We start from the raw sequence: 24,129 nt of genomic DNA on the forward strand, positions 1-24,129 counted from the left end.
TTCAGTGACACATCAGGGAGGTGCGCGATGCGATACCAGAGCATGGTCGTCACCTCGCTGCTTCTCGTGGCGCTGCACCTGACGATGCCGACCGCAACCGCAGATTTCGCCCTGCTTCTCGTTGCGGCACTGACGACGCTGATGCTGCTCGCGCACCGCGTCGATGTTCCGGCACTGCTGCGCCTGCTGCCGATTATCGGCCCCGCCGCAGAGGAACGCCACCGTCGAGGTGCGTTCCGGCGTCAACATCGACCGGATGCGCCTGGACGCCCGCAGCCGCGCGCGCCCGGTATGCCGGTGGGGGCACTGTAGCTCGAAAGTTCCCCCACGCCTTCGCAACCCGTTGTCCGCGAGGCTGTCACGAGGAACCGAAGATGCTCGATTCTCGACCTGTCCACATGGCGATTCGACGCTACGCCGGGACGCTGGTCGGCGTCCTGGCCGTCCTGCTCGTCGTCTTTGCCGTCGTCGACGCCCAACCCGCCGCACAGATAGCGATGTTCGGTGCGCTGGTCGCGGCGTCCCTGGTCGTGCTCGGTGCGCCGTCCGACCTCGCACTGATCGCACCGCTGTCGTCGTGCGCTGCAGGCGCCGACGGGCGGCGACTTCGGGGATCGTTCCGCAGGCAACAGCAACCCGATGCGCCAGGTCGCCCCATGCCCAGAGCACCCGGTCCGGTCCGTGGACCGGACCGGTGGCTCCACTTCGTCTGAGCCACTGCGAGATCCGGTCGAGACGCCAACCGACCGACTTCTCTCACAGTGAGGTGCTCCACCATGCTCGATTTCGTCTACTATCCCGTCTCCGCCGTGCTGTGGTTCTGGCACCGAGTCTTCGGGTCCGTGCTCGGCCCCGACAACGGTGTCGCCTGGGCCCTGGCGGTGATATTCCTGGTGTTCACACTTCGGGCGCTGCTGATCAAGCCGTTCGTCGGCCAGATTCGTTCGCAGCTCGCCATGAAGAGGCTCCGACCACAGATCGAGGCCGTACAGAAGAAATACTCCGGGGACCGTGCTCGGCAGGCCGCCGAGATTCGGAAGTTGCAGCAGGAGCACGGTTTCAACCCGTTGATGGGGTGCCTGCCCCTGCTGGCGCAGGGCCCGGTTTTCATCGGTCTGCTGCACGTGCTGCGCTCGTTCAATCGAACCGGAACCGGATTCGGTCATCTGGGTATGACGGCGCAGGAGAATGCGAACACTGCGAATTACGTATTCGGCACCGCCGATGTGCAGTCCTTTCTCGACGCACGCCTGTTCGGCGCGCCGATCTCTGCGGCCGTCAACAGTTCTCGGGAGGTGCTCGAGGCCTTCGGTCCGTTCGGTGGAGTGCCGTCGGTGTGGAGCATCGCGTTCGTGGCGGTCCCGTTGATGATCGTCGCTGCGGTGGCCACGCACATGAACTCGCGGGCGTCCGTCGCCCGGCAGGACGCAGCGGCGCTCGCCAACCCACAGACCGCGATCATGAACAAGCTCGTGCTCTGGGTGTTCCCGGCGGGCGTGCTCGTCGGCGGGCCCGTGCTTCCGGTCGCGGTGTTGTTGTACTGGGTGAGCAACAACATCTGGACCTATGCCCAACAGCACCTCGTCTACCGACGCATCGACCGAGAACCGAGTATCTCGCCGGAGGTCACATCGGTGGTCACCGCCCCGAAACCAGGGGCAAAGCCGAGGCGACGGTAGGAGCCTGCGGGAACGACCTCGATGTGCAGCCCACGTCCCGTGTGTCGGTGGGCTCCGCTACCGTCGTCGGCGTGCCGATCACTGTCTCCACTGTCAACGTCAACGGAATTCGCGCTGCTGTTCGCAAGGGCATGCTGCCGTGGCTCGAGGCCACCGATGCCGACGTCATCTGCTTGCAGGAAACCCGCGCCAACGACGGGGAACTGACCAAGGCGCTGGCCCCGGCCCTCGATGCGGGATGGCATCTGGCCTCGGCGGAGCCGTCCGCGAAAGGCCGCAACGGGGTGGCCTTGCTGTCGAAGGCGGCTCCCGATGCCATTCGTACCGGTATCGGGGCCGTCGAGTTCGCCGATGCCGGTCGCTACATCGAAGCCGACTTCGGCGACGTCACCGTGGCCAGCCTGTATCTGCCGTCGGGTGAGGTGGGTACCGAGCGTCAGGACGAGAAGGAACGTTTCATGGCGGCATTCGCGAAGTACCTGGCGAAGACGGCCAAGTCCGCGAAGTCCGAGAATCGCGACGTGGTGGTCTGCGGCGATTGGAACATCGCCCACACCGAGGCCGATCTGAAGGCATGGAAGACCAACCGGAAGAACTCCGGTTTCCTGCCCGAGGAACGGGAGTGGGTGTCGCGGTTGCTCGCCGAGAAGGCCCCGTGGACCGATGTCGTCCGGGTGCTGCACCCGGGTGTCGAGGGTCCGTACAGCTGGTGGTCCTACCGTGGCAAGGCCTTCGACAACGACGCCGGCTGGCGGATCGACTATCAGTTGGCCACCAGTGATCTGGCCGAGCGTGCCAAGGAAGCGATCACCGAGCGGGCCGAGGCGTACGACCAGCGGTGGTCCGATCATGCTCCGGTGACCGTGCGCTATCGCTAGAGCGGAGCCTGCGGAGTGACCCGTGTTGCTGGAAGCGGAGCCTGCGGAGTGACGATCTCGGCAGGCACGAAGTGGACGTTGATGGGGTCGTGAAAAGATTGCATCATGTCTTCTTCCGACTCCATCGACACTCCGCAGGGTCCGCGTCGGCGGGTGCTCTCCGGCATCCAACCGACTGCCGATTCGTTCCATCTCGGTAACTACCTGGGTGCGGTGCGGAACTGGGTGGAGTTGCAGGACGAGTTCGATGCGTTCTACTTCATCCCGGACCTGCATGCGATCACCGTGCCGCAGGATCCCAAGGAGCTTCGTCGCCGTACCCGTGTGGCCGCGGCGCAGTTGCTCGCGGTGGGCATCGATCCGGAGAAGTCGACGCTGTTCGTGCAGAGTCAGGTGCCCGAGCATGCACAGTTGGCGTGGGTTCTGAACTGCATCACCGGATTCGGTGAAGCTGCGCGGATGACGCAGTTCAAGGACAAGTCCGCCAAGCAGGGTCGAGATCACACCAGCGTCGGACTGTTCACCTATCCGATTCTGCAGGCCGCCGACATCCTGCTCTATCGGCCGAACCTGGTGCCCGTGGGTGAGGATCAGCGGCAGCACCTCGAGTTGACTCGCGATCTGGCACAGCGTTTCAACACGCGGTTCAAGAAGACGTTCGTCGTGCCCGATGCGCACATCATCAAGGGCACCGCGAAGATCTTCGATCTGCAGGATCCCACCGCGAAGATGAGCAAGTCCTCGTCGAATCCGGCGGGCATCGTCAACATCCTCGACGATCCGAAGGTGTCGGCGAAGAAGATTCGTTCGGCCGTGACGGACAACGAACGCGACATCGTGTTCGATCCGGAGAACAAGGCGGGCGTCAGCAACCTGCTGGTGATTCAGTCTGCCCTGTCGGGCGCGAGCATCGACGATCTGGTTGCCGGGTACGCGGGTAAGGGGTACGGCGACCTCAAGTCCGACACCGCCGACGTTCTGACCGAGTTCGTCGTTCCCCTGCGGGAGCGGATGGACGGGTTCATGGCCGATGTGGCCGAACTCGATCGCATCCTCGCGGCCGGTGCGGATCGAGCCAGGGAAGTGGCGAGTCGAACGCTCGCTCAGGTCTACGACAGGGTGGGTTTCCTGCCGCCGGGTGCATAGCATCTACCGCACACCGCGGCGACACGATCCGACAGCAGGCGACGACAGCGAGAAGGTGAGTGCCATGCCAGATTTCAAGGCGATCCTCGAAGACCGGCGCAAACGGTGGCCCTGGCTCGATCACACTGTTGTTGCGGCACAGCGGTATCAGGGTCAGAAGGGCGATTACTACGCGGCAGGCATGACGTACTTCAGTGTGTTGGCCTTGTTCCCACTGCTGATGGTCGCCTTCGCGATCGCCGGGTTCGTGCTGGTGAATCAGCCCGAGTGGCTTGCCGAGATCCAGTCGCAGATTGCCGAGAACGTTCCCGGCAGTTTCGGCGAGACGATCAATTCGCTGATCCAGACGGCCATCGAGTCACGGACCAGTGTCGGCATCATCGGTCTGCTCGGTGCCTTGTATGCGGGTCTCGGTTGGATCGCGAACCTGCGCGAGGCACTGACCGCCATGTGGGAGAGCCAGCACGAGCAGGGTGGATTTCTGGCTACCAAGGCCAAGGATTTCGCTGCGCTGCTGGGGCTGGGGACCGCGCTGGTGCTGTCGTTGGCGTTGTCGGCACTGGCCGGAGGTGGGCTGATGCGCAGCATTCTCGAGTGGGCCAATCTCGATTCCGTCCCGGGAGTGGGCGTGGCCCTGCGCGTCTTCTCGATTCTTCTCGCGCTTGCGGGCACCTGGGCGTTGTTCACCTGGGTGATCTCGCGTTTGCCGCGCGAGCCGGTCTCGTGGCACAGCGCAGCCAAAGGAGCCTTGCTCGCTGCCGTCGGGTTCGAGATCTTCAAGCAGCTCGGTGCCATCTACCTGGCCTCGGTGACGAGTGGCCCAGCAGGGGTGGTCTTCGGACCCATCATCGGTCTGCTGGTGTTCGTGTTCACGACGTCACGGCTGGTGCTGTTCTCCACGGCGTTCGCTGCGACCACTCGCGAAAGCATCGCCGAGGCGCATGTTCCGGCACCGGAGCCGGCGGTGATCAACACCAGGGTCGAGGTCAGCGAAGGGCCGGGCGTGACGGGCGGTCTGGCGCTGGTGGGTGCCGGTGCCCTCGCTGCGCTCGGCGTCGCAGGATTGCGCAACAGACGCCGCTGATCGCTCTGTCGGTCGAGCCGGCTCAGCGGTTGCGTGACAGCCGTCGAGCTCCCCACAGCAGCCCGATCACCACGATCGAACCGATGACACCGATCGCGATGCGAACGACGGTGTCGCCTTGGGCCTGCATCTCCGACTGGCGGGAGCTCGACCCGGACGCCGATGCGGGCGGCTGGGCGAGCGTCGGACCGGCCGCGGGCGTGCGCGTACTCGTCACCGCGGATGTCGATCGCGGCTCCACGAGTTCGCCGACGCCGCGGCCGGGATCGAGCGCGAACCCGTAGTCCAACAGGCGGGCCGCTTGCTCCCACGGCCGGATCGGCAACACGTCACCCTTCATGATCGTCACGACCAGACGCCTGCCGCCCCGCTCTGCTCCTGCGACGAATGTCTGGCGCGCATCGTCGGTGTACCCGGTCTTGCCGCCGAGAGCTCCCTCGTAGTTGTAGAGCAGCTGATTGTCGTTGGAGAGGGCGAACCCGGGTCGGTCTTGGTCGTCCGGGATCGTTGGGTCCCTCGGGTAGCCGGGAAACTGAACGGTTTCGGTCGAAATCAATTGCGCGAAGGTCGGATTGCGCATGGCCGCGCGGTAGATCAACGCCAGGTCGTAGGCCGAGCTCGCCATGCCGGGACCGTCGAGACCGGACGGCGTGGCGGTGCGCGTGTCGAGCGCACCCAGTTCTGCGGCCTTGGCATTCATTTTGTCCACGGTGGCCGCGTCCCCGCCCAACTGCCTGGACAACGCGTGTGCTGCATCGTTTCCCGATGCCATCACCAGACCCTGCATCAATTCGAGATTGGTGTAGACACCGTTCTTCCCGATGCCGACGGCACTGCCCTCGGCGTCGGCGTCCTCTGCGGTCGCGGTGATACGAGAGTTCAAATCCAGCTCGTCGAGGGCGACGATCGCAAGCAGCACCTTGATAGTGCTCGCCGGCCGGTACCGACCGTGCGGATCCTTGGCGGCCAGTACTGAGCCGGAGTCCATGTCGGCCACCACGAACCCGGTGGCCGAGATATCGGCAGGCAACGGGGGAGCCCCGTCCGGCAGCACCGCCCCACATTCGGCGAGCCGGTCGCCGCCGACGGCCTCGGCGGGAATCGGGAGTGGTTGCGGGGCAGTGCTTCCAGGTGCCGGTACCTCGGACAGATCGATCGCCGGGGGCGGTGACGCGGCGAACGGGCAGCTGTCGGTGTCCGGCGTCGTGAACGGCGGTGTCGTCGTCGGAACCGGAGGCTCGGCGGCCGGCTGTGCCAGGGCAGGTCCAGCACCGATTCCGACGAGCGCAATCGATACCGCACATACAGCCGCGAAACTTCTGATCCTTTTCATCGCGAATCACCATAGGCGCTCAGGGGTCGGTCGACGTGGCGACCCACCGGCGAGCATCACCCGAACAACCCTGGTTCTCGTCCCGACATCGTCACCGGCAACGGACGAACGTCGACCCACGAGCCCGTCGCGAGTATGAGAACTCGCTCATGTTGTGCTCCTTCGCTTCTCACGTTCGACCGCGATCGTTGAGTCATCACCGAAACGGTGGCCCACAGAACTCGGCTCGAAGGAGCAGACATGAGAATGCCAGGAAAGTTCATGATCGTCGGTGCAGCAGCCGTTGTCGTCACCCTCGGAAGCGTCGGCGCACTCGCGATCGCCGACGACGACCCCACCCAGCAGCGTCCGTCCTCGATCTCGGTGGAACAGCCGCTGCCGGAGGCAGATTCGGCTACGAACCCGCCGGCAGCTCCCCAGCAGCCCGCGCCGACCCAGATCCCGGACGACCGCTACGACGACGACTGGGACGACCGCAACGACGACTGGGACGACCGCAACGACGACTGGGACGACCGCAACGACGATCTGGACGGTCGTGACGACGACTGGGACGATCGCAACGACGACCTCGACGACGATCTGGACGACGACGATCTGGAAGATGACAACGACGACAACGATCGGGACGACTGATACTCGATCGGTGGCGTCGGCACCGGCCGACGCCACTCATGTCTCGGACAGTCGGTATCCCATGCCGCGGACGGTCTCGATTCGTGCGGCACCGAATTTCGCTCGGAGGTAGCGGACGTAGACGTCGACGACATTCGATCCAGGGTCGAAGTCGTAGCCCCACACCTGCGACAGGAGTTGCTCTCGTGAGAGGACCTGTCCGGGGTGGCGCATGAAGGTTTCGGCCAGGGCGAACTCGCGGGCGGACAGGTCGACGGTGCGGTCTCCCACCACGGCCCGCCGGGTACGCAGGTCGAGGGTGAGGTCGGCGACCGCGAGCTGAGTGGTGTCGACGGTTCGTTTGGTGCCCAGGCGAACTCGGATGCGTGCCAGCAGTTCCTCGAATCGGAACGGCTTCGCCATGTAGTCGTCGGCACCGGTCTCGAGACCGGACACCACGTCCTGGACGCTGTCGCGTGCGGTCAACACGATCACCGGTATCTCGCACTGCTCTCCGCGCAGTCGCTGCAGTACCTCGAAACCGTCCATGATCGGCAGGCCGATGTCGAGTACCACCAGATCGAAGTCACCGCTGCGGGCGTGTTCGTACGCGGATCTGCCGTCGGAGACCGTCGTCGTGCTGAAACCGCTCGCCCTGAGCCCCTTGTGGACGAACGAAGCGATCCGGGGTTCGTCTTCGGCGATCAGGATGCGGGCCATGGTCGATCCTTCTGTGGGGGAGGGGAATCGGGCAGGGGAATCGTGATGGTGAATGTGGCCCCGTGCCCCGGAGCGCTGCCGACACTGACTCGCCCACGGTGGGCCTGTGCGATGGCGGTGACGATGGACAATCCGAGCCCCGCACCCTCGGTGCGTCTGGTTCCGTTGCGGCCGCGGGCGAAGCGCTCGAAGATTCGTTCCTGCTCGTCACGCTCGATTCCCGGGCCGGAGTCGGTGACCCAGAAGCGGATGTCACCGTCGGACAGTTGCGATCCGATGCCGACACGACCGCCGGGGATCGTGTGGTGAGTTGCGTTGTCCGCCAACGCCAGCAGTGCCTGGGTCAGTCGTTGCGCATCCAGCGGCGCGTGGACCGTTGCGCTCGCCTCCAGCACCCATTCCCGGTCGGCGAGGGTGGTCACCTTCTCGAACACGCTTCGAGTGAGGGCGTCGACATCGGTGTTCACCGGCGTGACGAAGCTCGTCTGGTCGGCCCGGGTGAGCAACAACAGGTCGGCGACGAGTCGATTCATCCGATCGAGTTCGTCGTCGACGAGCGCGACGGTATCTCGAACGTCGGCGGGGTCCCCGTGGTCGAGCACGTCGAGATGACCTCGAACGATGGTGATGGGAGTGCGGAGCTCGTGGCCGGCGTCGTCGAGGAATCGGCGCTGACTCGCCGCGCCGGACTCGATGCGGTCGAGCATCGAGTTCAGGGTGTCGATCAGGTCTGCGATGTCGTCGCCTGGACCCGTCGTTCTGGCGTCGGTGATTCGGCCGGACAGGTCGGTCTCGGTGATCGTTCTGGCGGTGGCGGCGATGTGTCTGATCGGCGACATGATGCGGCCCGCGACGAACCATGCCCCTACTGCGGCCAGCACCGAGGTGACGCCACCGACGACGAGCATCAGGGTCGCGGTCTCGTCGGCCGAGGCGCGTTCCTGATCGGCGAAGTAGGCGGCGACCACGACGCCCGGCACCGGGTCGCCCGCCAGCGAGACCGGCACCGCGAGGTACACCACTTCGCCTGCCGCGCTCGAATACGAACCCTCGACCGGTGCGGTGACGGAGCCGACCTCGGCGGTGAAGCCGGTGTCGTCGGACAGTCGCACCGGTGCCTGCTGCCTGCTCTGTACGGCGAACGCACCGTCCACGTAACCCAGGAACTTCTCGTTGGGGCGGGCGAGGTTGTAGGTGATCACCACGCGGAGAACGTCGTTGATGTCGTCGAACGGTGCGCCGGTTCCCGGATCGACGCCTGCGTCGGTGAGGGTGGTGAACTCGGCGATCTCGGTGCGCAGAGATTCGCGCATGCGATTGTCGGTCGCGCGGATCATCAGCAGCCAGGTGGTGACGGTGACGGCCGCGAGAGATGCCAGCACCAACAGCAGTACCCACGAGAAGATCCTGCTCCGAGCGCTCGTCGGGCGCAGGGCGAGCAGTCGCGTCCGCATCACGTGGTCGGTCTCGCAGCAGGGTCAGTCGTCGTCATCGTCATCCCAGTCGTCGTCGAAGTCATCGTCCCAGTCGGCAGGCGGCAGCGGCGGTGGGGGCACGAATCCGTCCGGTGCCACCGGCTGTGGCGCGGGGGTGGGGGCGCTACTGGGCGCGGCGCCGCCCGGTCCCGGTGCAGGGGGAACGGACCCCGGAGTACCCGGGGCGGATTGCACGGGTGCAGCGGGTGCAACGATGGGTGCGGGCAACGGGCTCTGCTCGCCCGTCGATCGAGTCGTCAGCACTGCTGCGACGAGCACGGCGAGGGTGAGCAGTCCCAGGGCCGAGACGATGATGGTTCGCACACGGACGAGTCTGATGACGGCGGATTGTGGCCACGTGAATCGGAGATGAGAGTTCTCTCATGTCCGAGGTCCGGTGCTGCGCACACCGGTTTCGTCGCCTGACGAATAATCGTCGAAGATGCGTGGCGGGTACCGATCGTTTCTTACAGTGATCAGGTCGGCGGGGTGGATTCGTCGGTCGTTCGAGAGCCGGTTGTTGGAAAGGGAAGTGCAATGAGGTTTCGGCAAAGGCGCGGGCCGATCGCGATCGGAGCGGTCTGTGCGGTCGCGGTTCTGACCGTCGCTGCCTGTTCGAGCACCGGCGGTGCTCCTCGCTCCTCCGACGACGGAAACAACGCGGGCGTGGCCGACACGCCGTCGGCAACGATCGCGATGATCACGCACGAGGTTCCCGGCGACACGTTCTGGGATCTGGTGCGCAAAGGTGCCGAGGCCGCCGCGGCCAAGGACAACATCGAACTGCGCTACTCGGCAGATCCGGAGGCACCCAACCAGGCCAACCTCGTCCAGAGCGCGATCGATTCCCGGGTCGACGGCATCGCGGTCACCCTCGCCAAGCCCGACGCGATGGCACCCTCGGTCGAGACGGCAACCGCCGCAGGCATTCCGGTGGTCGCATTCAATTCCGGTTACGACTCCTGGAAGAACATGGGAGTGCAGCAGTACTTCGGTCAGGACGAGACCATCGCCGGACAGGCTGCAGGGGCTCGCCTCACCGAGGACGGTGCACGAAAGACCCTGTGCATCATTCAAGAGCAGGGTGCCGTGGCACTCGAGGCTCGCTGCGCCGGGGTCAGGCAGGGCTTCACCGGTGGCACCACCGAGATCCTGAACGTCAACAGCAAGGACATGCCGTCCGTCGAGTCGACCATCACGGCCAAGTTGCAGCAGGACCCGAGCATCGACCACGTCATCGCGCTGGCCGCTCCGATCGCTCTGACGGCCGTGCAGTCCAAGAACAATGCGGGCAGCGACGCCACGATCGTCACGTTCGACACCAATGCCGCACTCGTCGATGCGATCGAGTCGGGCGGCGTGGCGTGGGCCATCGATCAGCAGCCGTACCTGCAGGGTTACCTGGCGATCGACTCGCTGTGGCTCTACCTCAACAACGGCAACACCATCGGTGGCGGTACCCCGGTGCTGACCGGTCCCGCGTTCATCGACACGACCAATATCGGCGCGGTCGCCGAGTACGCCCGAAACGGCACACGCTGAGTGCGTCGCCTCGGCGCGGAAGGAATCTCATGTCCACACAGGCCGATCCGGCTCTGTCCGAACACACCGTGACAGCGGACGAGCGGGTCAAGAAGCAGAAGCCGTTGCAGCGGTTACTGATTCGCCCGGAGGTCGGGGCGCTGTTCGGCGCGGTCGCCATCTTCGTCTTCTTCTGCATCGTGGCACCGCCGTTTCGGTCGCCCGAGGCTCTGGCCACCGTGCTGTACGCGTCCTCGACCATCGGCATCATGGCGATCGGTGTCTCGCTGTTGATGATCGGCGGTGAATTCGACCTCTCCACCGGGGTTGCGGTGACGTTCTCCTCGATCATGGCCTCCATGCTGGCCTACAACCTGCATCTGAACGTCTGGACCGGCTCGGCGCTGGCGCTGGTGCTGGCACTGGCGGTCGGGTTCTTCAACGGATACCTGGTGATGACGACCAGAATTCCGTCGTTCCTGATCACACTGGCGTCGTTCCTGATGCTCACCGGCATCAATCTCGCCGTCACCAAGCTCGTCACCGGCCAGGTCGCCACTCCGTCCATCTCGGACATGGAGGGATTCGACTCGGCCAGGGCGGTCTTCTCGTCCTCGTTTTCGCTGCTGGGGGTCTCGGTCCGCATCACCGTCGTCTGGTGGATCGTGTTCACCCTCGCCGCGACCTGGGTGCTGATGAAGACCCGTACCGGTAACTGGATCTTCGCTGTCGGCGGCAACCAGGAATCGGCCCGTGCGGTCGGTGTCCCGGTCACTCGGGTCAAGATCGGCTTGTTCATGTTCGTCGGCTTCTGCGCCTGGTTCGTCGGCATGCACCTGTTGTTCGCCTTCGACACCGTTCAGTCCGGTCAGGGCGTGGGCAACGAGTTCCTCTACATCATCGCCGCCGTGATCGGCGGATGCCTGCTCACCGGTGGATACGGCACGGCCGTCGGTGCGTTCATCGGAGCGTTCATCTTCGGCATTACCAACCAGGGCATCGTCTATGCAGGCTGGAACCCTGACTGGTTCAAGTTCTTCCTCGGCGCGATGCTGCTGTTCGCAGTGATCGCGAACAGCTCCTTCCGCAACTACGCGGCGAAAAGGTGACCATGACGTCCTCGGACAACACGCCCCTCATCGAACTGAAGGGCGTGGGCAAGAGCTACGGCAACATCATCGCGCTGCGCGGGATAGACCTCCGCGTCGGTGCCGGTGAGGTCACCTGCGTCCTCGGTGACAACGGCGCAGGCAAGTCCACTCTGATCAAGATCATGTCCGGGCTGCACAAGCAGTCGGAGGGGGAACTGCTCGTCGACGGCACCGCAACCACGTTCGGCTCGCCCAAGCAGGCAGTCGACCAGGGCATCGCCACGGTCTACCAGGACCTCGCCGTCGTCTCCCTGATGCCGGTGTGGCGCAACTTCTTTCTCGGTCAGGAGCTGCGCAGGGGCAAGGTCTTCAAGACCCTCGACACCAACGCGATGCGCGCGAGAACCATCGACGAACTCCGCAAGATGGGTATCGATCTGCCCGATGTCGATGCCCCCATCGGCTCACTGTCCGGTGGCCAACGTCAGTGCGTGGCCATCGCTCGGGCCATCTTCTTCGGTGCCCGAGTACTCATTCTCGACGAGCCGACCGCCGCTCTCGGCGTCAAACAGTCCGGCATGGTTCTCCGGTACATCTCGGCGGCCAGGGAGAAAGGCTTCGGCGTCGTGTTCATCACTCACAATCCGCATCACGCGTACATGGTCGGAGATCACTTCGTCCTCCTCGATCGTGGACGTCAGACGTTGGACTGTGCGCACGAGGACATCTCGCTCGACGACCTCACCACAGAGATGGCGGGCGGCGACGAATTGGCGACCCTCTCCGACGAACTACGTCGCTGACATCTCGGGGCGGCGGTTGCATGCGTGAGAATCGGGCGCGGCGGGTAGAAGTTCGGTAGCGGTGCCCGACGGAGGCACCAGACGAAGGAGCCGAACATGAGCGAGCACGAGCCCCTCGGACCACTGTCGCCGGACTTTCTCGAATCCGATTTCTACGGGTACCAGAGCATGCTCGACGACACCGAGACCGAGGTGGTCCTGCGTACCCGCCGGTTCCTGCAGGACGAGGTCGCGCCGCGGGCGAACGAATTCTGGGAGAAGGCCACCTCTCCGGTGCACCTGATGCCGAAGATCGCCGAACTCGAGATCGCCGGTCTCGGCTACGCGTTCGATGATCGCAAGGCCTCACGCAAGCTGCTCACCGGCTGGCTCGAAATGGAGTTCGCCCGGGTCGATCCGTCCACGGGAACGATGTTCAGCGTGCACAGTTCGCTGGCGATGAGCAGTATCTCGATTCTCGGGTCCGAGGAGCAGCGCGAACGATGGTTGCCCGCCATGCGCCGAATGGAGAAGATCGGCGCGTTCGGACTGTCCGAACCACACGGTGGCTCCGACGTCGCAGGCGGACTCGAGACCACAGCTCGCCTCGACGGTGATCACTGGATCCTCAACGGCAGCAAGCGCTGGATCGGAAACGCCACCTTCGCAGACCTGACCATCGTGTTCGCCAAGGACGAGGCCGACGGCGAGGTCAAGGGCTTCGTCGTCGAGCGAGACTTCGAGGGGTTCCGGGCGGAGAAGATCGAGGGCAAGTATTCGCTCCGCGCCGTCGAGAACGCCGACATCCATCTGGAGAACTGCCGAGTCCCGGTCGCCAACAAGCTGGCCGACGCCAACTCGTTCGCCGACACCGCGAAGGTGCTCCGTCTGACCCGCGGAGGAGTGGCGTTCCAGGCGGTGGGCGTGATGATGGGTGCGTACGAGCGGGCCGTGGCCTATGCGCGCGAACGCGAACAGTTCGGCTCTCCGATCGCGTCGTTCCAGCTGATCTCCGACCTGATCGCCCGCATGACGGCGAACATCACCGCCTCGCTCGGCATGGCGATCCGTGTGTCTCAGCTGCAGGGCAACGGCGTGCACCACGACGAGCATGCGGCGCTGGCCAAGACGTTCTGTACGACGCGGTTGCGCGAGGTTGTCGGCTGGGCCCGAGAGATCCTGGGCGGCAACGGGATTCTCATCGAGCACGACGTCATCAGATTCTTCGCCGACGCCGAGGCCCTGTACTCCTACGAGGGAACCGCGCAGATCAACAACCTGATCGTCGGCCGCGGAGTAACGGGCTTCGGCGCGTTCGTCTGACCGACGAACGCCGAACGCCCCTTCGCGTGTGCGAAGGGGCGTTCGGCGTCGGTGCGAGACGGTGTCAGCGTGCGAAGAGCAACGCGCGCTTGACTTCCTGGATGGCCTTGGTCACCTGAATGCCGCGAGGGCACGCGTCGGTGCAGTTGAAGGTGGTGCGGCAGCGCCACACACCCTCGACGTCGTTGAGGATGTCCAGACGCTCGGTTGCACCCTCGTCACGGCTGTCGAAGATGAACCGGTGCGCGTTGACGATGGCGGCCGGACCGAAGTAGCTGCCATCGCTCCAGAACACGGGGCACGAGGTGGTGCAGCACGCGCACAGGATGCACTTGGTGGTGTCGTCGAACCGGGCGCGGTCCGCTGCGGACTGGATCCGCTCACGGGTCGGCTCGTTACCGGTCGTCATCAGGAACGGCTTCACGGCGCGGAAGGCGTCGAAGAAGGGTTCCATGTCGACGATGAGGTCCTTCTCCACCGGCAGACCCTTGATGGGCTCGATGGTGATGTTCAGCGTCTTCGACGAGTCCTTGGGGAGCATGTCGCGCATGAGCACCTTGCAGGCGAGACGGTTGACACCGTTGATACGCATCGCGTCGCTGCCGCAGACTCCGTGTGCGCACGAGCGACGGAACGTGAGCGTGCCGTCCAGGTAGCCCTTCACGTACAGCAGCAGGTTGAGCAGACGGTCGGTGGCCAGGGTGGGGACCTGGAAGGTGTCCCAGCGCTGACCGTCACCGCTCTCGGGATTGAAGCGCGCGATCTTGAGGTTGACCATCACCGCGCCCTCGGGGACGGGCGGCAGATCGGACTCGTTGGACTTCTTGTCCAGGGTGGGTGCGCTCATATCAGTACTTCCGCTCCATCGGCTCGTAGCGGGTTTGGATTACCGGCTTGTAATCCAAGCGGATCTCGGTGAGCAGACCTTCGCCCTCTTTGTAGGCCATGGTGTGCTTCATGTACTCGGCGTCGTTGCGCTCGGGGTAGTCCTCGCGAGCGTGTCCGCCGCGCGATTCCTTGCGGTTGAGTGCGCCGACGACCGTGACCTCCGCCATTTCGAGCAGGAAGCCGAGTTCGATGGCCTCGAGCAGGTCGCTGTTGTAGCGCTTGCCCTTGTCCTCGACGGTGATCTTGTTGTACCGCTCCTTGAGGGCGCGGACATCCTTGAGCGCCGTCTCGAGACGCTCTTCCGTACGGAACACCGATGCGTTGTTGTCCATCGACTGCTGCATCTCGGTACGGATGTCGGCTGCGCGCTCGTGGCCGTGATCGGAGAGGATCAGCTCCAGCCAGTCCTGCACCATCTTCGCCGGCTCCTCGGGGAGCGGGGTGAAGTCCACCGAGTTCGCGTACTCGGCGGCGGCGATGCCGGCACGACGGCCGAAGACGTTGATGTCGAGCAACGAGTTGGTGCCGAGACGGTTGGCTCCGTGCACGGAGACGCAGGCGCACTCGCCGGCCGCGTAGAGACCGGGAACGATGTCCTCGTTGTTGCGCAGAACCTCGCCGCGGATCTTGGTGGGGATGCCACCCATGACGTAGTGGCACGTCGGGTAGACGGGCACCGGCTCCTTGACGGGGTCGACACCGAGGTACGTGCGGGAGAACTCCATGATGTCCGGGAGCTTCTCGTCGAGAACTTCCTCGGGGATGTGCGTGACGTCGATGTAGACGTAGTCCTTGTTCGGGCCGCCGCCGCGTCCTTCGAGCACCTCGAGCACCATCGAGCGCGCGACGATGTCGCGGGGCGCGAGGTCCTTGATGGTCGGTGCGTAGCGCTCCATGAAGCGTTCGCCCGACTCGTTTCGCAGGATGCCGCCCTCGCCTCGCACGGCCTCGGAGATGAGGATGCCCAGGCCTGCGAGACCTGTCGGGTGGAACTGGTGGAATTCCATGTCCTCCAAGGGAAGACCCTTGCGGAACACGATGCTCATGCCGTCACCGGTGAGGGTGTGGGCATTGGAGGTGGTCTTGTAGATCCGGCCCGACCCGCCGGTGGCGAAGATGATCGACTTCGCGTGGAAGATGTGCAGCTCACCGGTGGAGAGCTCGTAGGCGATGATGCCGGTTGCGACGGGACCGTCGTCGGTCTCGGTCAGACACAGATCCAGTGCGTAGAACTCGTTGTAGAACTCGACGTCGTGCTTGACGCAGTTCTGGTAGAGCGTCTGCAGAATCATGTGGCCGGTGCGGTCGGCTGCGTAGCACGCACGACGGACCGGAGCCTTGCCGTGGTCACGGGTGTGACCGCCGAAGCGTCGCTGATCGATCTTGCCCTCGGGCGTCCGGTTGAACGGAAGACCCATCTTCTCGAGGTCGAGGACTGCGTCGATGGCTTCCTTGGCCATGATCTCCACCGCGTCCTGGTCGGCGAGGTAGTCGCCGCCCTTGACGGTGTCGAACGTGTGCCACTCCCAGTTGTCTTCCTCGACATTGGCCAGTGCGGCACACATGCCGCCCTGAGCTGCGCCGGTGTGCGAGCGCGTGGGGTAGAGCTTGGTCAGTACGGCTGTCCGAGCACGGGGTCCGGCCTCGATCGCAGCACGCATACCGGCACCGCCTGCGCCGACGATCAGTACGTCGTAACGATGTTCCTGCATGTAAGCGTCAGTGTCCTTAGCTCGCCGTGATGTTGGGATCGAACGTGAAGATGACGTAGGTGCCGACGCCCATGATGAGGATCATCGACAGCACCAGCAGCGTGGTCAGCCAGAAACGCGTCGAGTCCTTGCGGGAGTAGTCCGCGATGATCGTGCGCAGGCCGTTGCCGCCGTGCAGCTGCGCCAGCCACAGCATCGTCAGGTCCCAGAACTGCCAGAACGGGCTGGCCCAGCGACCGGCGACGAATGCGAAGTTGATGCGGTGCACACCGTCGTCGAGCATGAGCATGATGAACATGTGGCCCAGCACGAGCACGACGAGTGCCAGGCCGGAGAAGCGCATGAACAGCCATGCGTAGAGCTCGAAGTTGCCCTTGCTCTGGCGCCGCGGCGAGCGCGGGTTGGCCAAGCTGGCCGGACGGTCGTAGTTCGTGCCGAGGACCTTCGCCTCGGGACCCTGCGTCGACATCAGTGACCACCCGCCGTGAACATGTTGTAGAAGATTCGTCCCGCGCCGGGGATCATGACGACGAGCCAGACCACTGCGATCGCCCACAGCATCGGCTTCTGGTACTGCGGTCCCTTGGACCAGAAGTCGATCAACATCACGCGGATGCCGTTCAACGCGTGGTACAGCACAGCCGCGACGAGGCCGATCTCCATCAGGCCGACGAGCGGGGTCTTGTAGGTCTCGATGATGGCGTCGTACGTCTCGGGGTTGACCCGAACCATCGCCGTGTCGAGGACGTGGACGAACAAGAAGAAGAACGTCAACACGCCAGTGATGCGGTGCAGAACCCAGGACCACATGCCCGGATCCCCGCGGTACAGAGACCGCTTGCGCTCCTTGACCGGAGCGACTTCCGTCGTGCTACTCATCGAGTGCAATGCCTCCAACGTCGTTGGTGGACGCATCGAGCCCCGGTGGCCGGTCTTGCCTGGCTCGATTTGTCGCGATTCGGCCCTAGTGCTGGTTGTACTAGCCGCTTACTCGAAACTGTAAACCCATTCGAAACACGGAACTAATTCGACTCGAGGTTCGTACGCTGCCGAAATCCGGTGTTAGGTTTGCCTTCCCAATTGCCGCAGGCACATTCGGCCGGATCTCTGCATCAATTCAGACACCGTGATTGGATGGTTCACCATGAACGAAATCGACTGGAAGACGTTGCGCGACAATGCTCATGAGGCAATGAGCCGTGCCTACGCCCCGTACTCGAACTTTCCGGTCGGAGCCGCGGCTCTGGTGGACGACAATCGGATAGTCACCGGGTGCAATGTGGAAAATGTCTCATACGGTTTGGGGCTGTGTGCGGAGTGCGGGTTGGTCTCGAACCTGCACACGACCGGCGGCGGCAGACTCGTGGCCTTTTCGTGCTGCGATTCCCGACGTGAAATTCTGATGCCGTGCGGGCGATGCCGACAGCTGCTGTACGAGTTCGGCGGCCCGGATCTGCTCGTCGACACCGTCTCGGGACCGGCTCGACTGGCAGAGTTGCTCCCGAATGCTTTCGGCCCCGACAACCTCGACGAAGGACGCGTGAACAACCATGCCTGACGCCGTATCGATCATCAGCGCCAAACGCGACGGGCGGGTTCTCGACGACGAACAGATCGAATGGGTGATCGCGGAGTTCACCCGCGGATCCGTCGCGCCGGAACAGATGTCGGCTCTCGCGATGGCCGTTCTGTGGCGCGGACTGTCGCGTCGCGAGCTCGGCACGTGGACGAACGCGATGATCGCGTCGGGCACACGAATGGACTTCTCGACGCTGCCGCTGCCCACCGTCGACAAGCATTCGACCGGTGGTGTCGGAGACAAGATCACGCTGCCGCTGGCTCCGCTGGTCGCCGCCTGCGGGGCCGCTGTGCCGCAGCTGTCCGGTCGAGGACTGGGCCATACCGGCGGAACGCTCGACAAGCTCGAGTCGATCCCCGGGTGGCGGGCGGATCTGAGCGGCGACGAGATGCACCGCATCCTCGCCGATCCGGCGATCGGTGCTGTCGTGTGCGCTGCCGGTGCCGATCTGGCCCCCGCCGACAAGAAGCTCTACGCCCTACGAGACGTGACGGGAACGGTCGAATCCATCCCGTTGATCGCCAGTTCGATCATGAGCAAGAAGATCGCCGAGGGCACCGGGGCGCTCGTGTTGGACGTCAAGGTGGGTGCAGGCGCGTTCATGAAGAACGTCGACGACGCACGCGAACTCGCGACCGCGATGGTCGAGCTCGGAACCGACGCGGGCGTACGAACTCTGGCGGTGCTGACCGCGATGGACACCCCGCTCGGGCTCACCGCGGGCAACGCGCTGGAGGTTGAGGAATCGGTCGAGGTACTCGCCGGAGGTGGGCCGGCCGACATCGTCGAGCTGACGATCACGCTGGCCCGCACGATGCTCGCCGCAGCCGGGATCGAGGGCATCGACCCCGCCGACAAACTCGCCGACGGTTCGGCCATGGATCGGTGGCGGACGATGATCGCCGCGCAGGGCGGCGATCCCGATGCCGCACTACCCGTCGCCCGCGAGAGCCAGGACTTCACCGCCGCCACCGACGGTGTCGTCACCGGATTGGACGCGATGGGCGTCGGACTGGCGGCGTGGCGGCTGGGCGCGGGCCGCGAGCGTCAGGGTGAGCCGGTGCAGGCCGCCGCCGGTGTCCGATTGCACGCCAAGCCCGGCGATCGGGTGCGTGCAGGAGATCGGCTGGCGACGCTGTACACCGATACTCCCGAGCGCTTCGAGTATGCGCAGCAGGCACTCGAATCCAGCTGGGAGATAGGGGCCACGGCCCCGCAGCCGAGGCCCCTCGTGATCGACCGCATCGGCCGGTAGCAGCCTCCGTCAGATCAGGTTCCCTGCCTCGGTCAGAACGCTGCGCAGGATCTGCTCCATCTCGTCGAACTCCTTCTGACCGCAGATCAGTGGCGGAGCCAGCTGCACCACCGGGTCGCCGCGGTCGTCGGCGCGGCAGTACAGGCCTGCGTCGAACAAGGCCGTCGACAGGAAGCCGCGAAGGATGCGTTCGGCTTCGGCGTCGCTGAACGTCTCCTTCGTGGTCTTGTCCTTGACCAACTCGATGCCGTAGAAAAATCCCTCGCCGCGCACGTCTCCGACGATCGGCAGGTCGTGCAGTTTCTCGAGCGTCGCACGGAACGCCGGTGCGTTGTCCGCGACGTGCGCGTTGATGCCCTCGCGCTCGAAGATGTCGAGATTGGCCATGGCCACGGCGGCGGAGACGGGGTGGCCGCCGAAGGTGTACCCGTGCGCGAAGCTCGATTTGCCGTCGTCGAACGGCTCGAAGAGCTTGTCGGAGGCGATCATTGCGCCGATGGGTGAGTAGCCCGAGGTCATACCCTTCGCGCAGGTGATGATGTCCGGCACGTAGCCGAAGTCGCTGCAGGCGAACATCGACCCGATCCGGCCGAAAGCGCAGATGACTTCGTCGGAGACGAGCAGAACGTCGTACCGGTCGCAGATCTCACGGACCCGCTCGAAGTATCCGGGCGGTGGAGGGAAGCAGCCGCCGGCGTTCTGAACCGGCTCGAGGAACACCGCGGCAACCGTATCCGGGCCCTCGAATTCGATGGCCTCGGCGATCCGGTCCGCTGCCCAGATTCCGAACGCCTTGGGGTCGGTGTCCAGGGGAGCGGGGGCGCGGTAGATGTTGGTGTTGGGCACTCGGAACGCGCCCGGTGTCAGCGGCTCGAACGGTTCCTTGAGCGCAGGGATCCCGGTGATGGCCAGCGCGCCCTGCGGGGTGCCGTGGTACGCGATGGACCGCGAGATCACCTTGTGCTTACCGGGCTTGCCGACCTTCTTGAAGTACTGCTTGGCGAGCTTCCATGCGCTCTCGACGGCCTCGCCGCCGCCGGTGGTGAAGAAGACGCGATTCAGATCGCCGGGGGCGTACCCGGCGAGCCGCTCGGCGAGCTCGATCGCAGGTTCGGTCACGTACGACCACAGGGGGAAAAAGGCCAATTCCTTGGCCTGCTTCGCGGCAGCCTCGGCCAGTTCCTCCCGGCCGTGCCCCACCTGCACCACGAACAGCCCCGAAAGACCGTCGATGTAGCTCTTGCCGTTCGAGTCCCAGATGGTCGACCCTTCGCCGCGGGTGATGATCGGGGGAGTGACCCCTGCGCCGTGGCGGGTGAAGTGGCCCCACAGATGCTTGGCTGCGGAGGCGTCGAGCTCGGATGTCGTTCGCGTCATCGTGTTCCCCAATTGTATTGCTGCTTGACGAGTTTGAGATAGACCAGCGTTTCGGTGCTGGTGACACCGTCCAGACTGCGGATCTGTTTGTTCAGGATCTGCAGGAGTTGTTCGTCGTCCTCGCACACCACTTCCACGACGACGTCGAACGACCCTGCGGTGAGGACGACGTAGTCGATCGCGTCGATCGCCGACAGTTCCTCGGACAGTGCGTAACTGTCGCCGGTGCACCTGATGCCGATCATGGCCTGGCGCTTGAATCCGACCTGTACCGGATCGGTCACCGCGACGATCTGCATGACACCGGAGTCCGTCAGGCGCTGAACTCGTTGGCGGACAGCCGCTTCCGAGAGTCCGACGGCTTTGCCGATGGCAGCGTACGAGCGTCGCCCGTCCTCCTGGAGTTGCTCGATGATCGCCTTGGAGACGTCGTCGAGTGCGATGGGTGGTTGCTCGGGCATGGATCGATCTTGTCACTGTGGTGGCCGTGAACACAACCCGTCGACGATGAAAAGCGTGTCATTTCTCGATCGATACGACAGAATCCGTTGTCGAAAGGCCGGAAAAAGAGAGAATCCGTGGATCCGACGGTACTGTCGCAGGCATGGCGAACATTCCTGGTTGTTGGATCGGTGGACGCTCGGCGGACGGTCGCGGTGATCGGTACGAGATCGACGATCCCGCGACCGGAGCGGTCGTCGCCGAGGTGGGTCTGGCCACCGCCGCCGACGTCGATTCGGCTCTCGCGCATGCCCGATCGGCCTTTCCCGCATGGTCCACCGCCACCCCCGCGCACCGCAGTGCCGTGTTGACGGAACTGGCGCGGCTCGTGGCCGCCGACGCGGAGAACTTCGTGTCCGAGGAAGTGGCGCAGACCGGCAAATCGTCAAGACTGGCAAGGGAATTCGACGTTCCGGGCAGCGTCGACAACATCGAGTTCTTCGCCGGAGCGGCGCGGCACCTGGACGGCAAGGCCGCTGCGGAGTACTCGGGTGAGCACACCTCCGCCATCCGTCGTGATGCCGTCGGAGTGGTCGGTTCGATCACGCCGTGGAACTATCCGCTGCAGATGGCGGTGTGGAAAGCGATGCCTGCGTTGGCGGCCGGATGCTCCATCGTGCTCAAACCCAGTGAACTCACCCCGCTGACCACGTTGCGGCTGGCGCGCCTGGCCACCGAAGCAGGCGTTCCCGACGGGGTGTTCAACGTGGTCACCGGAACCGGTCTCGACGCAGGCGTCGCGCTGTCCTCCCACGCGGGTCTGGACCTGATGACGTTCACCGGCTCCACTCCCGTCGGCAGGCGCGTGATGGCGCAGGCCGCCGCGCACGGCACCCGCGTGCAGCTCGAGCTCGGCGGCAAGGCACCGCTGGTGGTGTTCGAGGACGCAGATCTCGACGCAGCCATCCACGGAGCCGTCGCGGGATCGTTGATCAACGGCGGCCAGGACTGCACGGCAGCCACCCGCGCCATCGTCGCCGAATCCCTGTACGACGACTTCGTCGCCGGAGTCGCCGAGTTGATGGGACGCGTCGTGATGGGAGACCCGACCGATCCGGCGACCGACATGGGATCGTTGATCTCCCTCGCGCACCGCGATCGTGTTGCCGCCATGGTGGATCGGGCTCGCGCCACCGGAGCCAGGATCGTCACCGGAGGCCGTGTGCCGGAGGGCCCGGGTGCGTTCTACCCGCCGACCCTGATCGCCGATGTCGGCGAGCAGGACGAGATCTATCGCGACGAGGTGTTCGGCCCGGTGCTCACGGTGACGAAGCATCACGGAGACGACGATGCGATCCGACGCGCCAACGACACCGAGTTCGGATTGGCCGCCTCCGCCTGGACCAGGGACGTGTACCGCGCGGGCCGAGCGTCGCGGGAGATCGCCGCCGGCTGTGTGTGGATCAACGACCACATCCCGATCATCAGCGAGATGCCACACGGCGGGTTCGGGGCCTCGGGGTTCGGGAAGGACATGTCGAGCTATTCTCTCGACGAGTATCTGACCGTCAAGCACGTCATGACCGATATCACCGGTGTGGCTCGAAAGGCCTGGCACCGAACGGTGTTCGCTTCGGCCCATCCCGAGGCGCAGGGGGATGCCCGATGAGCGCGTCATGGGCAACCGCCCCCACCGACCGCGGCGTGGCGATGGTGGCGGGCGCGGCACCGGAATCCTACTGGCTCGACCGTCCCGAACGCCCGGCACCACGGCCACGGCATACGGGTTCGGCAGCCGCGGATCTGGTGATCGTCGGCGGCGGGTTCACCGGATTGTGGGCGGCTCTGCAGGCGGCGGAGGAGAATCCGAACCGGTCGATCGTCCTGCTCGAAGGCGATCGAATCGCCGAGGGCGCAACGGGACGCAACGGCGGCTTCTGCGCGGCCAGCCTGACGCACGGACTGAGCAACGGACTCGACCGCTACGCCGACGAACTACCCGAGCTGCTGCGCATGGGCACCGAGACGCTCGATGCGATCTGCGCGACTGCCGAGAAGTACGGAATCGACGCCGACATCGAACGCACCGGCGAGCTCGACATCGCCAATTTCGACTGGCAGGTGGACGACCTGCGGGAGCTCGGCGACGAGGGGAGACGACTGTCGCAGCCGATGGAATACCTCGATGCCGCGGCAGTGCGGTCCAGAATCGCCTCACCCATGGCGCGCGGCGCACTGTTCGACCCCGACGTCGCGATGATAGATCCCGCCAAACTCGCGTGGGGCCTGGCCGACGCGGCCGAGTCGCTCGGCGTTCGGATTCACGAGAACACCAGGGCTCTGTCGATCGGCAAGTCCGGCAACGGTATTCGAGTGAAGACGGGATACGGTACCATCGAGGCCGCCAAGGTTCTGCTCGCCACCTCGGCATCGAAGTCGTTGCGTCGCAAGCTCCGTCACTGGATCGTCCCGGTGTGGGATTACGTGATCATGACCGAACCGCTGACGTCTGCGCAGCTCGCCGACATCGGCTGGTCCGGTCGCGAAGGCTTGGCCGACTGCGGCAACAGATTCCATTACTTCCGGTTGACGGCGGACGATCGCATCCTGTTCGGCGGGTGGGACGCGCACTACTTCTACGGTAGCGACACCGACCCACGTCGAACCCAACATCCCGAAGAGTTCGCATTGCTCGCCGAACACCTGCTGCAGATGTTCCCCGGCCTCGAAGGAATCCGTGCCACCCATGCCTGGGGCGGGTCGATCGACACGTGCTCGCGGTTCAGCGCCTTCTGGGACCTCGGACTGAACGGACGGGTGGCCTCGGTGGCCGGATTCACCGGCCTCGGCGTCGGCGCGTCGCACTTCGGGGCCCGCACCGCCCTCGATCTGCTGGACGGCAAGGACACCGAACGAACACGACTGAAGATGGTGCGCAGCAAGCCTCTGCCGTTCCCACCCGAGCCCATCAGATCCATCGGCATCAACGTCACCCGCGCCGAGTTCGCCCGAGCCGACCGCAACGGCGGCAAGCGCGGCCTGTGGCTCAAGGGAATGGACGCGCTGGGTCTGGGCTTCGACAGCTGACAGAGCGGCTTCGCCGCACGTGCACGGAAACTCGACCTCTGCTACGTGTTGAGTCCGGAGACATATGAGACACGAGATGTCCAGGGACATGTGACACACGGGCTGTGGTGATACTGCGGGGCACTGTGACCGGCTATGGAGTA

General features: G+C 64.8%; 25 protein-coding genes. 15 read left to right on the plus strand and 10 right to left on the minus strand.

The genetic code is table 11. The features are described from left to right. The first annotated feature begins 27 nt into the window (after positions 1-27). The 6 genes from CH276_RS14495 (at position 28) to yhjD (ending at position 4,787) form a co-directional block, all read left to right on the plus strand. Positions 28-312 (plus strand): DUF6412 domain-containing protein, encoded by a 285-nt coding sequence (locus CH276_RS14495; protein WP_094630129.1) that lies wholly within the window; start codon positions 28-30, stop codon positions 310-312. Positions 313-374: 62 nt separating this feature from the next. Beyond that, the gene (locus tag CH276_RS14500; protein ID WP_141214722.1) at positions 375-713 is read left to right on the plus strand and encodes a DUF6412 domain-containing protein; all 339 of its coding nucleotides are present in this window, start codon (positions 375-377) and stop codon (positions 711-713) included. A 63-nt stretch (positions 714-776) separates the two neighbouring features. Next, entirely contained in the window at positions 777-1,679 is a 903-nt protein-coding gene (yidC, locus tag CH276_RS14505) for a membrane protein insertase YidC (protein ID WP_094630130.1), read from the plus strand. 71 nt (positions 1,680-1,750) lie between these two features. After that, on the plus strand, positions 1,751-2,557 hold the full coding sequence (locus tag CH276_RS14510) for an exodeoxyribonuclease III (protein ID WP_082074005.1): 807 nt from the start codon (positions 1,751-1,753) through the stop codon (positions 2,555-2,557). 105 nt (positions 2,558-2,662) lie between these two features. Beyond that, on the plus strand, positions 2,663-3,703 hold the full coding sequence (gene trpS / locus CH276_RS14515) for a tryptophan--tRNA ligase (protein WP_032397468.1): 1,041 nt from the start codon (positions 2,663-2,665) through the stop codon (positions 3,701-3,703). A 64-nt stretch (positions 3,704-3,767) separates the two neighbouring features. Next, a complete protein-coding gene (gene yhjD, locus CH276_RS14520; RefSeq protein WP_176459255.1) occupies positions 3,768-4,787 on the plus strand; it encodes an inner membrane protein YhjD in 1,020 nt (339 codons plus the stop codon). A gap of 22 nt (positions 4,788-4,809) precedes the next feature. Here yhjD and CH276_RS14525 read toward each other — a convergent pair whose 3' ends face one another. Continuing rightward, on the minus strand, positions 4,810-6,120 hold the full coding sequence (locus tag CH276_RS14525; RefSeq protein ID WP_094630131.1) for a D-alanyl-D-alanine carboxypeptidase family protein: 1,311 nt from the start codon (positions 6,118-6,120) through the stop codon (positions 4,810-4,812). Positions 6,121-6,360: 240 nt separating this feature from the next. On the opposite strand from CH276_RS14525, the gene CH276_RS14530 reads away from it, so the two are divergent. Continuing rightward, positions 6,361-6,756: a hypothetical protein gene (locus CH276_RS14530; RefSeq protein ID WP_094630132.1), complete on the plus strand. Its 396-nt coding sequence runs from the start codon at positions 6,361-6,363 to the stop codon at positions 6,754-6,756. 36 nt (positions 6,757-6,792) lie between these two features. Here CH276_RS14530 and CH276_RS14535 read toward each other — a convergent pair whose 3' ends face one another. The 3 genes from CH276_RS14535 to CH276_RS14545 are packed head-to-tail and all read right to left on the minus strand — an operon-like array spanning position 6,793 to position 9,254. Continuing rightward, complete coding sequence (locus CH276_RS14535; RefSeq protein WP_032397466.1) at positions 6,793-7,455, minus strand: response regulator transcription factor; 663 nt, start codon at positions 7,453-7,455, stop codon at positions 6,793-6,795. Further along, positions 7,440-8,909, minus strand: coding sequence for a sensor histidine kinase (locus CH276_RS14540; RefSeq protein ID WP_094630141.1), 1,470 nt, complete (start codon positions 8,907-8,909; stop codon positions 7,440-7,442). Before CH276_RS14540 ends, CH276_RS14535 begins: the two co-directional genes overlap by 16 nt. A gap of 24 nt (positions 8,910-8,933) precedes the next feature. Further along, on the minus strand, positions 8,934-9,254 hold the full coding sequence (locus CH276_RS14545; RefSeq protein ID WP_052050084.1) for a hypothetical protein: 321 nt from the start codon (positions 9,252-9,254) through the stop codon (positions 8,934-8,936). Positions 9,255-9,467: 213 nt separating this feature from the next. On the opposite strand from CH276_RS14545, the gene CH276_RS14550 reads away from it, so the two are divergent. The 4 genes from CH276_RS14550 to CH276_RS14565 all read left to right on the plus strand — a co-directional run bounded on the left by CH276_RS14550 (position 9,468) and on the right by CH276_RS14565 (position 13,647). Further along, positions 9,468-10,472, plus strand: coding sequence for a substrate-binding domain-containing protein (locus CH276_RS14550; protein WP_094630133.1), 1,005 nt, complete (start codon positions 9,468-9,470; stop codon positions 10,470-10,472). A gap of 29 nt (positions 10,473-10,501) precedes the next feature. Continuing rightward, on the plus strand, positions 10,502-11,560 hold the full coding sequence (locus tag CH276_RS14555; RefSeq protein WP_094630134.1) for an ABC transporter permease: 1,059 nt from the start codon (positions 10,502-10,504) through the stop codon (positions 11,558-11,560). A 2-nt stretch (positions 11,561-11,562) separates the two neighbouring features. After that, positions 11,563-12,345, plus strand: coding sequence for an ATP-binding cassette domain-containing protein (locus tag CH276_RS14560; protein ID WP_094630142.1), 783 nt, complete (start codon positions 11,563-11,565; stop codon positions 12,343-12,345). Positions 12,346-12,441: 96 nt separating this feature from the next. Then, complete coding sequence (locus CH276_RS14565; protein ID WP_094630135.1) at positions 12,442-13,647, plus strand: acyl-CoA dehydrogenase family protein; 1,206 nt, start codon at positions 12,442-12,444, stop codon at positions 13,645-13,647. Between the two features lie 64 nt (positions 13,648-13,711). Here CH276_RS14565 and CH276_RS14570 read toward each other — a convergent pair whose 3' ends face one another. The 4 genes from CH276_RS14570 to sdhC are packed head-to-tail and all read right to left on the minus strand — an operon-like array spanning position 13,712 to position 17,126. Continuing rightward, entirely contained in the window at positions 13,712-14,494 is a 783-nt protein-coding gene (locus CH276_RS14570) for a succinate dehydrogenase iron-sulfur subunit (protein WP_008718029.1), read from the minus strand. Between the two features lies 1 nt (position 14,495). Continuing rightward, the gene (sdhA, locus tag CH276_RS14575) at positions 14,496-16,247 is read right to left on the minus strand and encodes a succinate dehydrogenase flavoprotein subunit (RefSeq protein WP_032397463.1); all 1,752 of its coding nucleotides are present in this window, start codon (positions 16,245-16,247) and stop codon (positions 14,496-14,498) included. Between the two features lie 16 nt (positions 16,248-16,263). Further along, positions 16,264-16,716 (minus strand): succinate dehydrogenase hydrophobic membrane anchor subunit, encoded by a 453-nt coding sequence (locus tag CH276_RS14580; RefSeq protein ID WP_032397462.1) that lies wholly within the window; start codon positions 16,714-16,716, stop codon positions 16,264-16,266. Next, the gene (sdhC, locus tag CH276_RS14585) at positions 16,716-17,126 is read right to left on the minus strand and encodes a succinate dehydrogenase, cytochrome b556 subunit (protein WP_082073728.1); all 411 of its coding nucleotides are present in this window, start codon (positions 17,124-17,126) and stop codon (positions 16,716-16,718) included. The genes CH276_RS14580 and sdhC overlap by 1 nt, the downstream gene beginning before the upstream one ends. A gap of 265 nt (positions 17,127-17,391) precedes the next feature. Here sdhC and CH276_RS14590 point away from each other — a divergent pair, with 265 nt between their 5' ends. Then, positions 17,392-17,805 carry a cytidine deaminase gene (locus CH276_RS14590; RefSeq protein ID WP_032398212.1) on the plus strand — a complete coding sequence of 138 codons (414 nt, stop codon included), beginning with the start codon at positions 17,392-17,394 and terminating at the stop codon, positions 17,803-17,805. Then, complete coding sequence (locus tag CH276_RS14595) at positions 17,798-19,081, plus strand: thymidine phosphorylase (protein ID WP_094630136.1); 1,284 nt, start codon at positions 17,798-17,800, stop codon at positions 19,079-19,081. Before CH276_RS14590 ends, CH276_RS14595 begins: the two co-directional genes overlap by 8 nt. 9 nt (positions 19,082-19,090) lie before the next feature. Here the strand turns inward: CH276_RS14595 and CH276_RS14600 are convergent, their stop codons facing one another. Both CH276_RS14600 and CH276_RS14605 read right to left on the minus strand, forming a co-directional pair. Next, positions 19,091-20,458 carry an aspartate aminotransferase family protein gene (locus CH276_RS14600; protein WP_094630137.1) on the minus strand — a complete coding sequence of 456 codons (1,368 nt, stop codon included), beginning with the start codon at positions 20,456-20,458 and terminating at the stop codon, positions 19,091-19,093. Continuing rightward, positions 20,455-20,919, minus strand: a complete 465-nt coding sequence (locus tag CH276_RS14605; protein WP_032397459.1) for an Lrp/AsnC family transcriptional regulator — start codon at positions 20,917-20,919, stop codon at positions 20,455-20,457. Before CH276_RS14605 ends, CH276_RS14600 begins: the two co-directional genes overlap by 4 nt. Positions 20,920-21,062: 143 nt before the next feature. On the opposite strand from CH276_RS14605, the gene CH276_RS14610 reads away from it, so the two are divergent. Next, entirely contained in the window at positions 21,063-22,568 is a 1,506-nt protein-coding gene (locus CH276_RS14610) for a gamma-aminobutyraldehyde dehydrogenase (protein WP_094630138.1), read from the plus strand. Then, positions 22,565-23,986, plus strand: coding sequence for an NAD(P)/FAD-dependent oxidoreductase (locus CH276_RS14615; RefSeq protein WP_094630139.1), 1,422 nt, complete (start codon positions 22,565-22,567; stop codon positions 23,984-23,986). The genes CH276_RS14610 and CH276_RS14615 overlap by 4 nt, the downstream gene beginning before the upstream one ends. Positions 23,987-24,129 lie beyond the last annotated feature (143 nt).

Source organism: Rhodococcus sp. 06-470-2 (genome assembly GCF_002258235.1).
GTDB lineage: Bacteria > Actinomycetota > Actinomycetes > Mycobacteriales > Mycobacteriaceae > Rhodococcoides.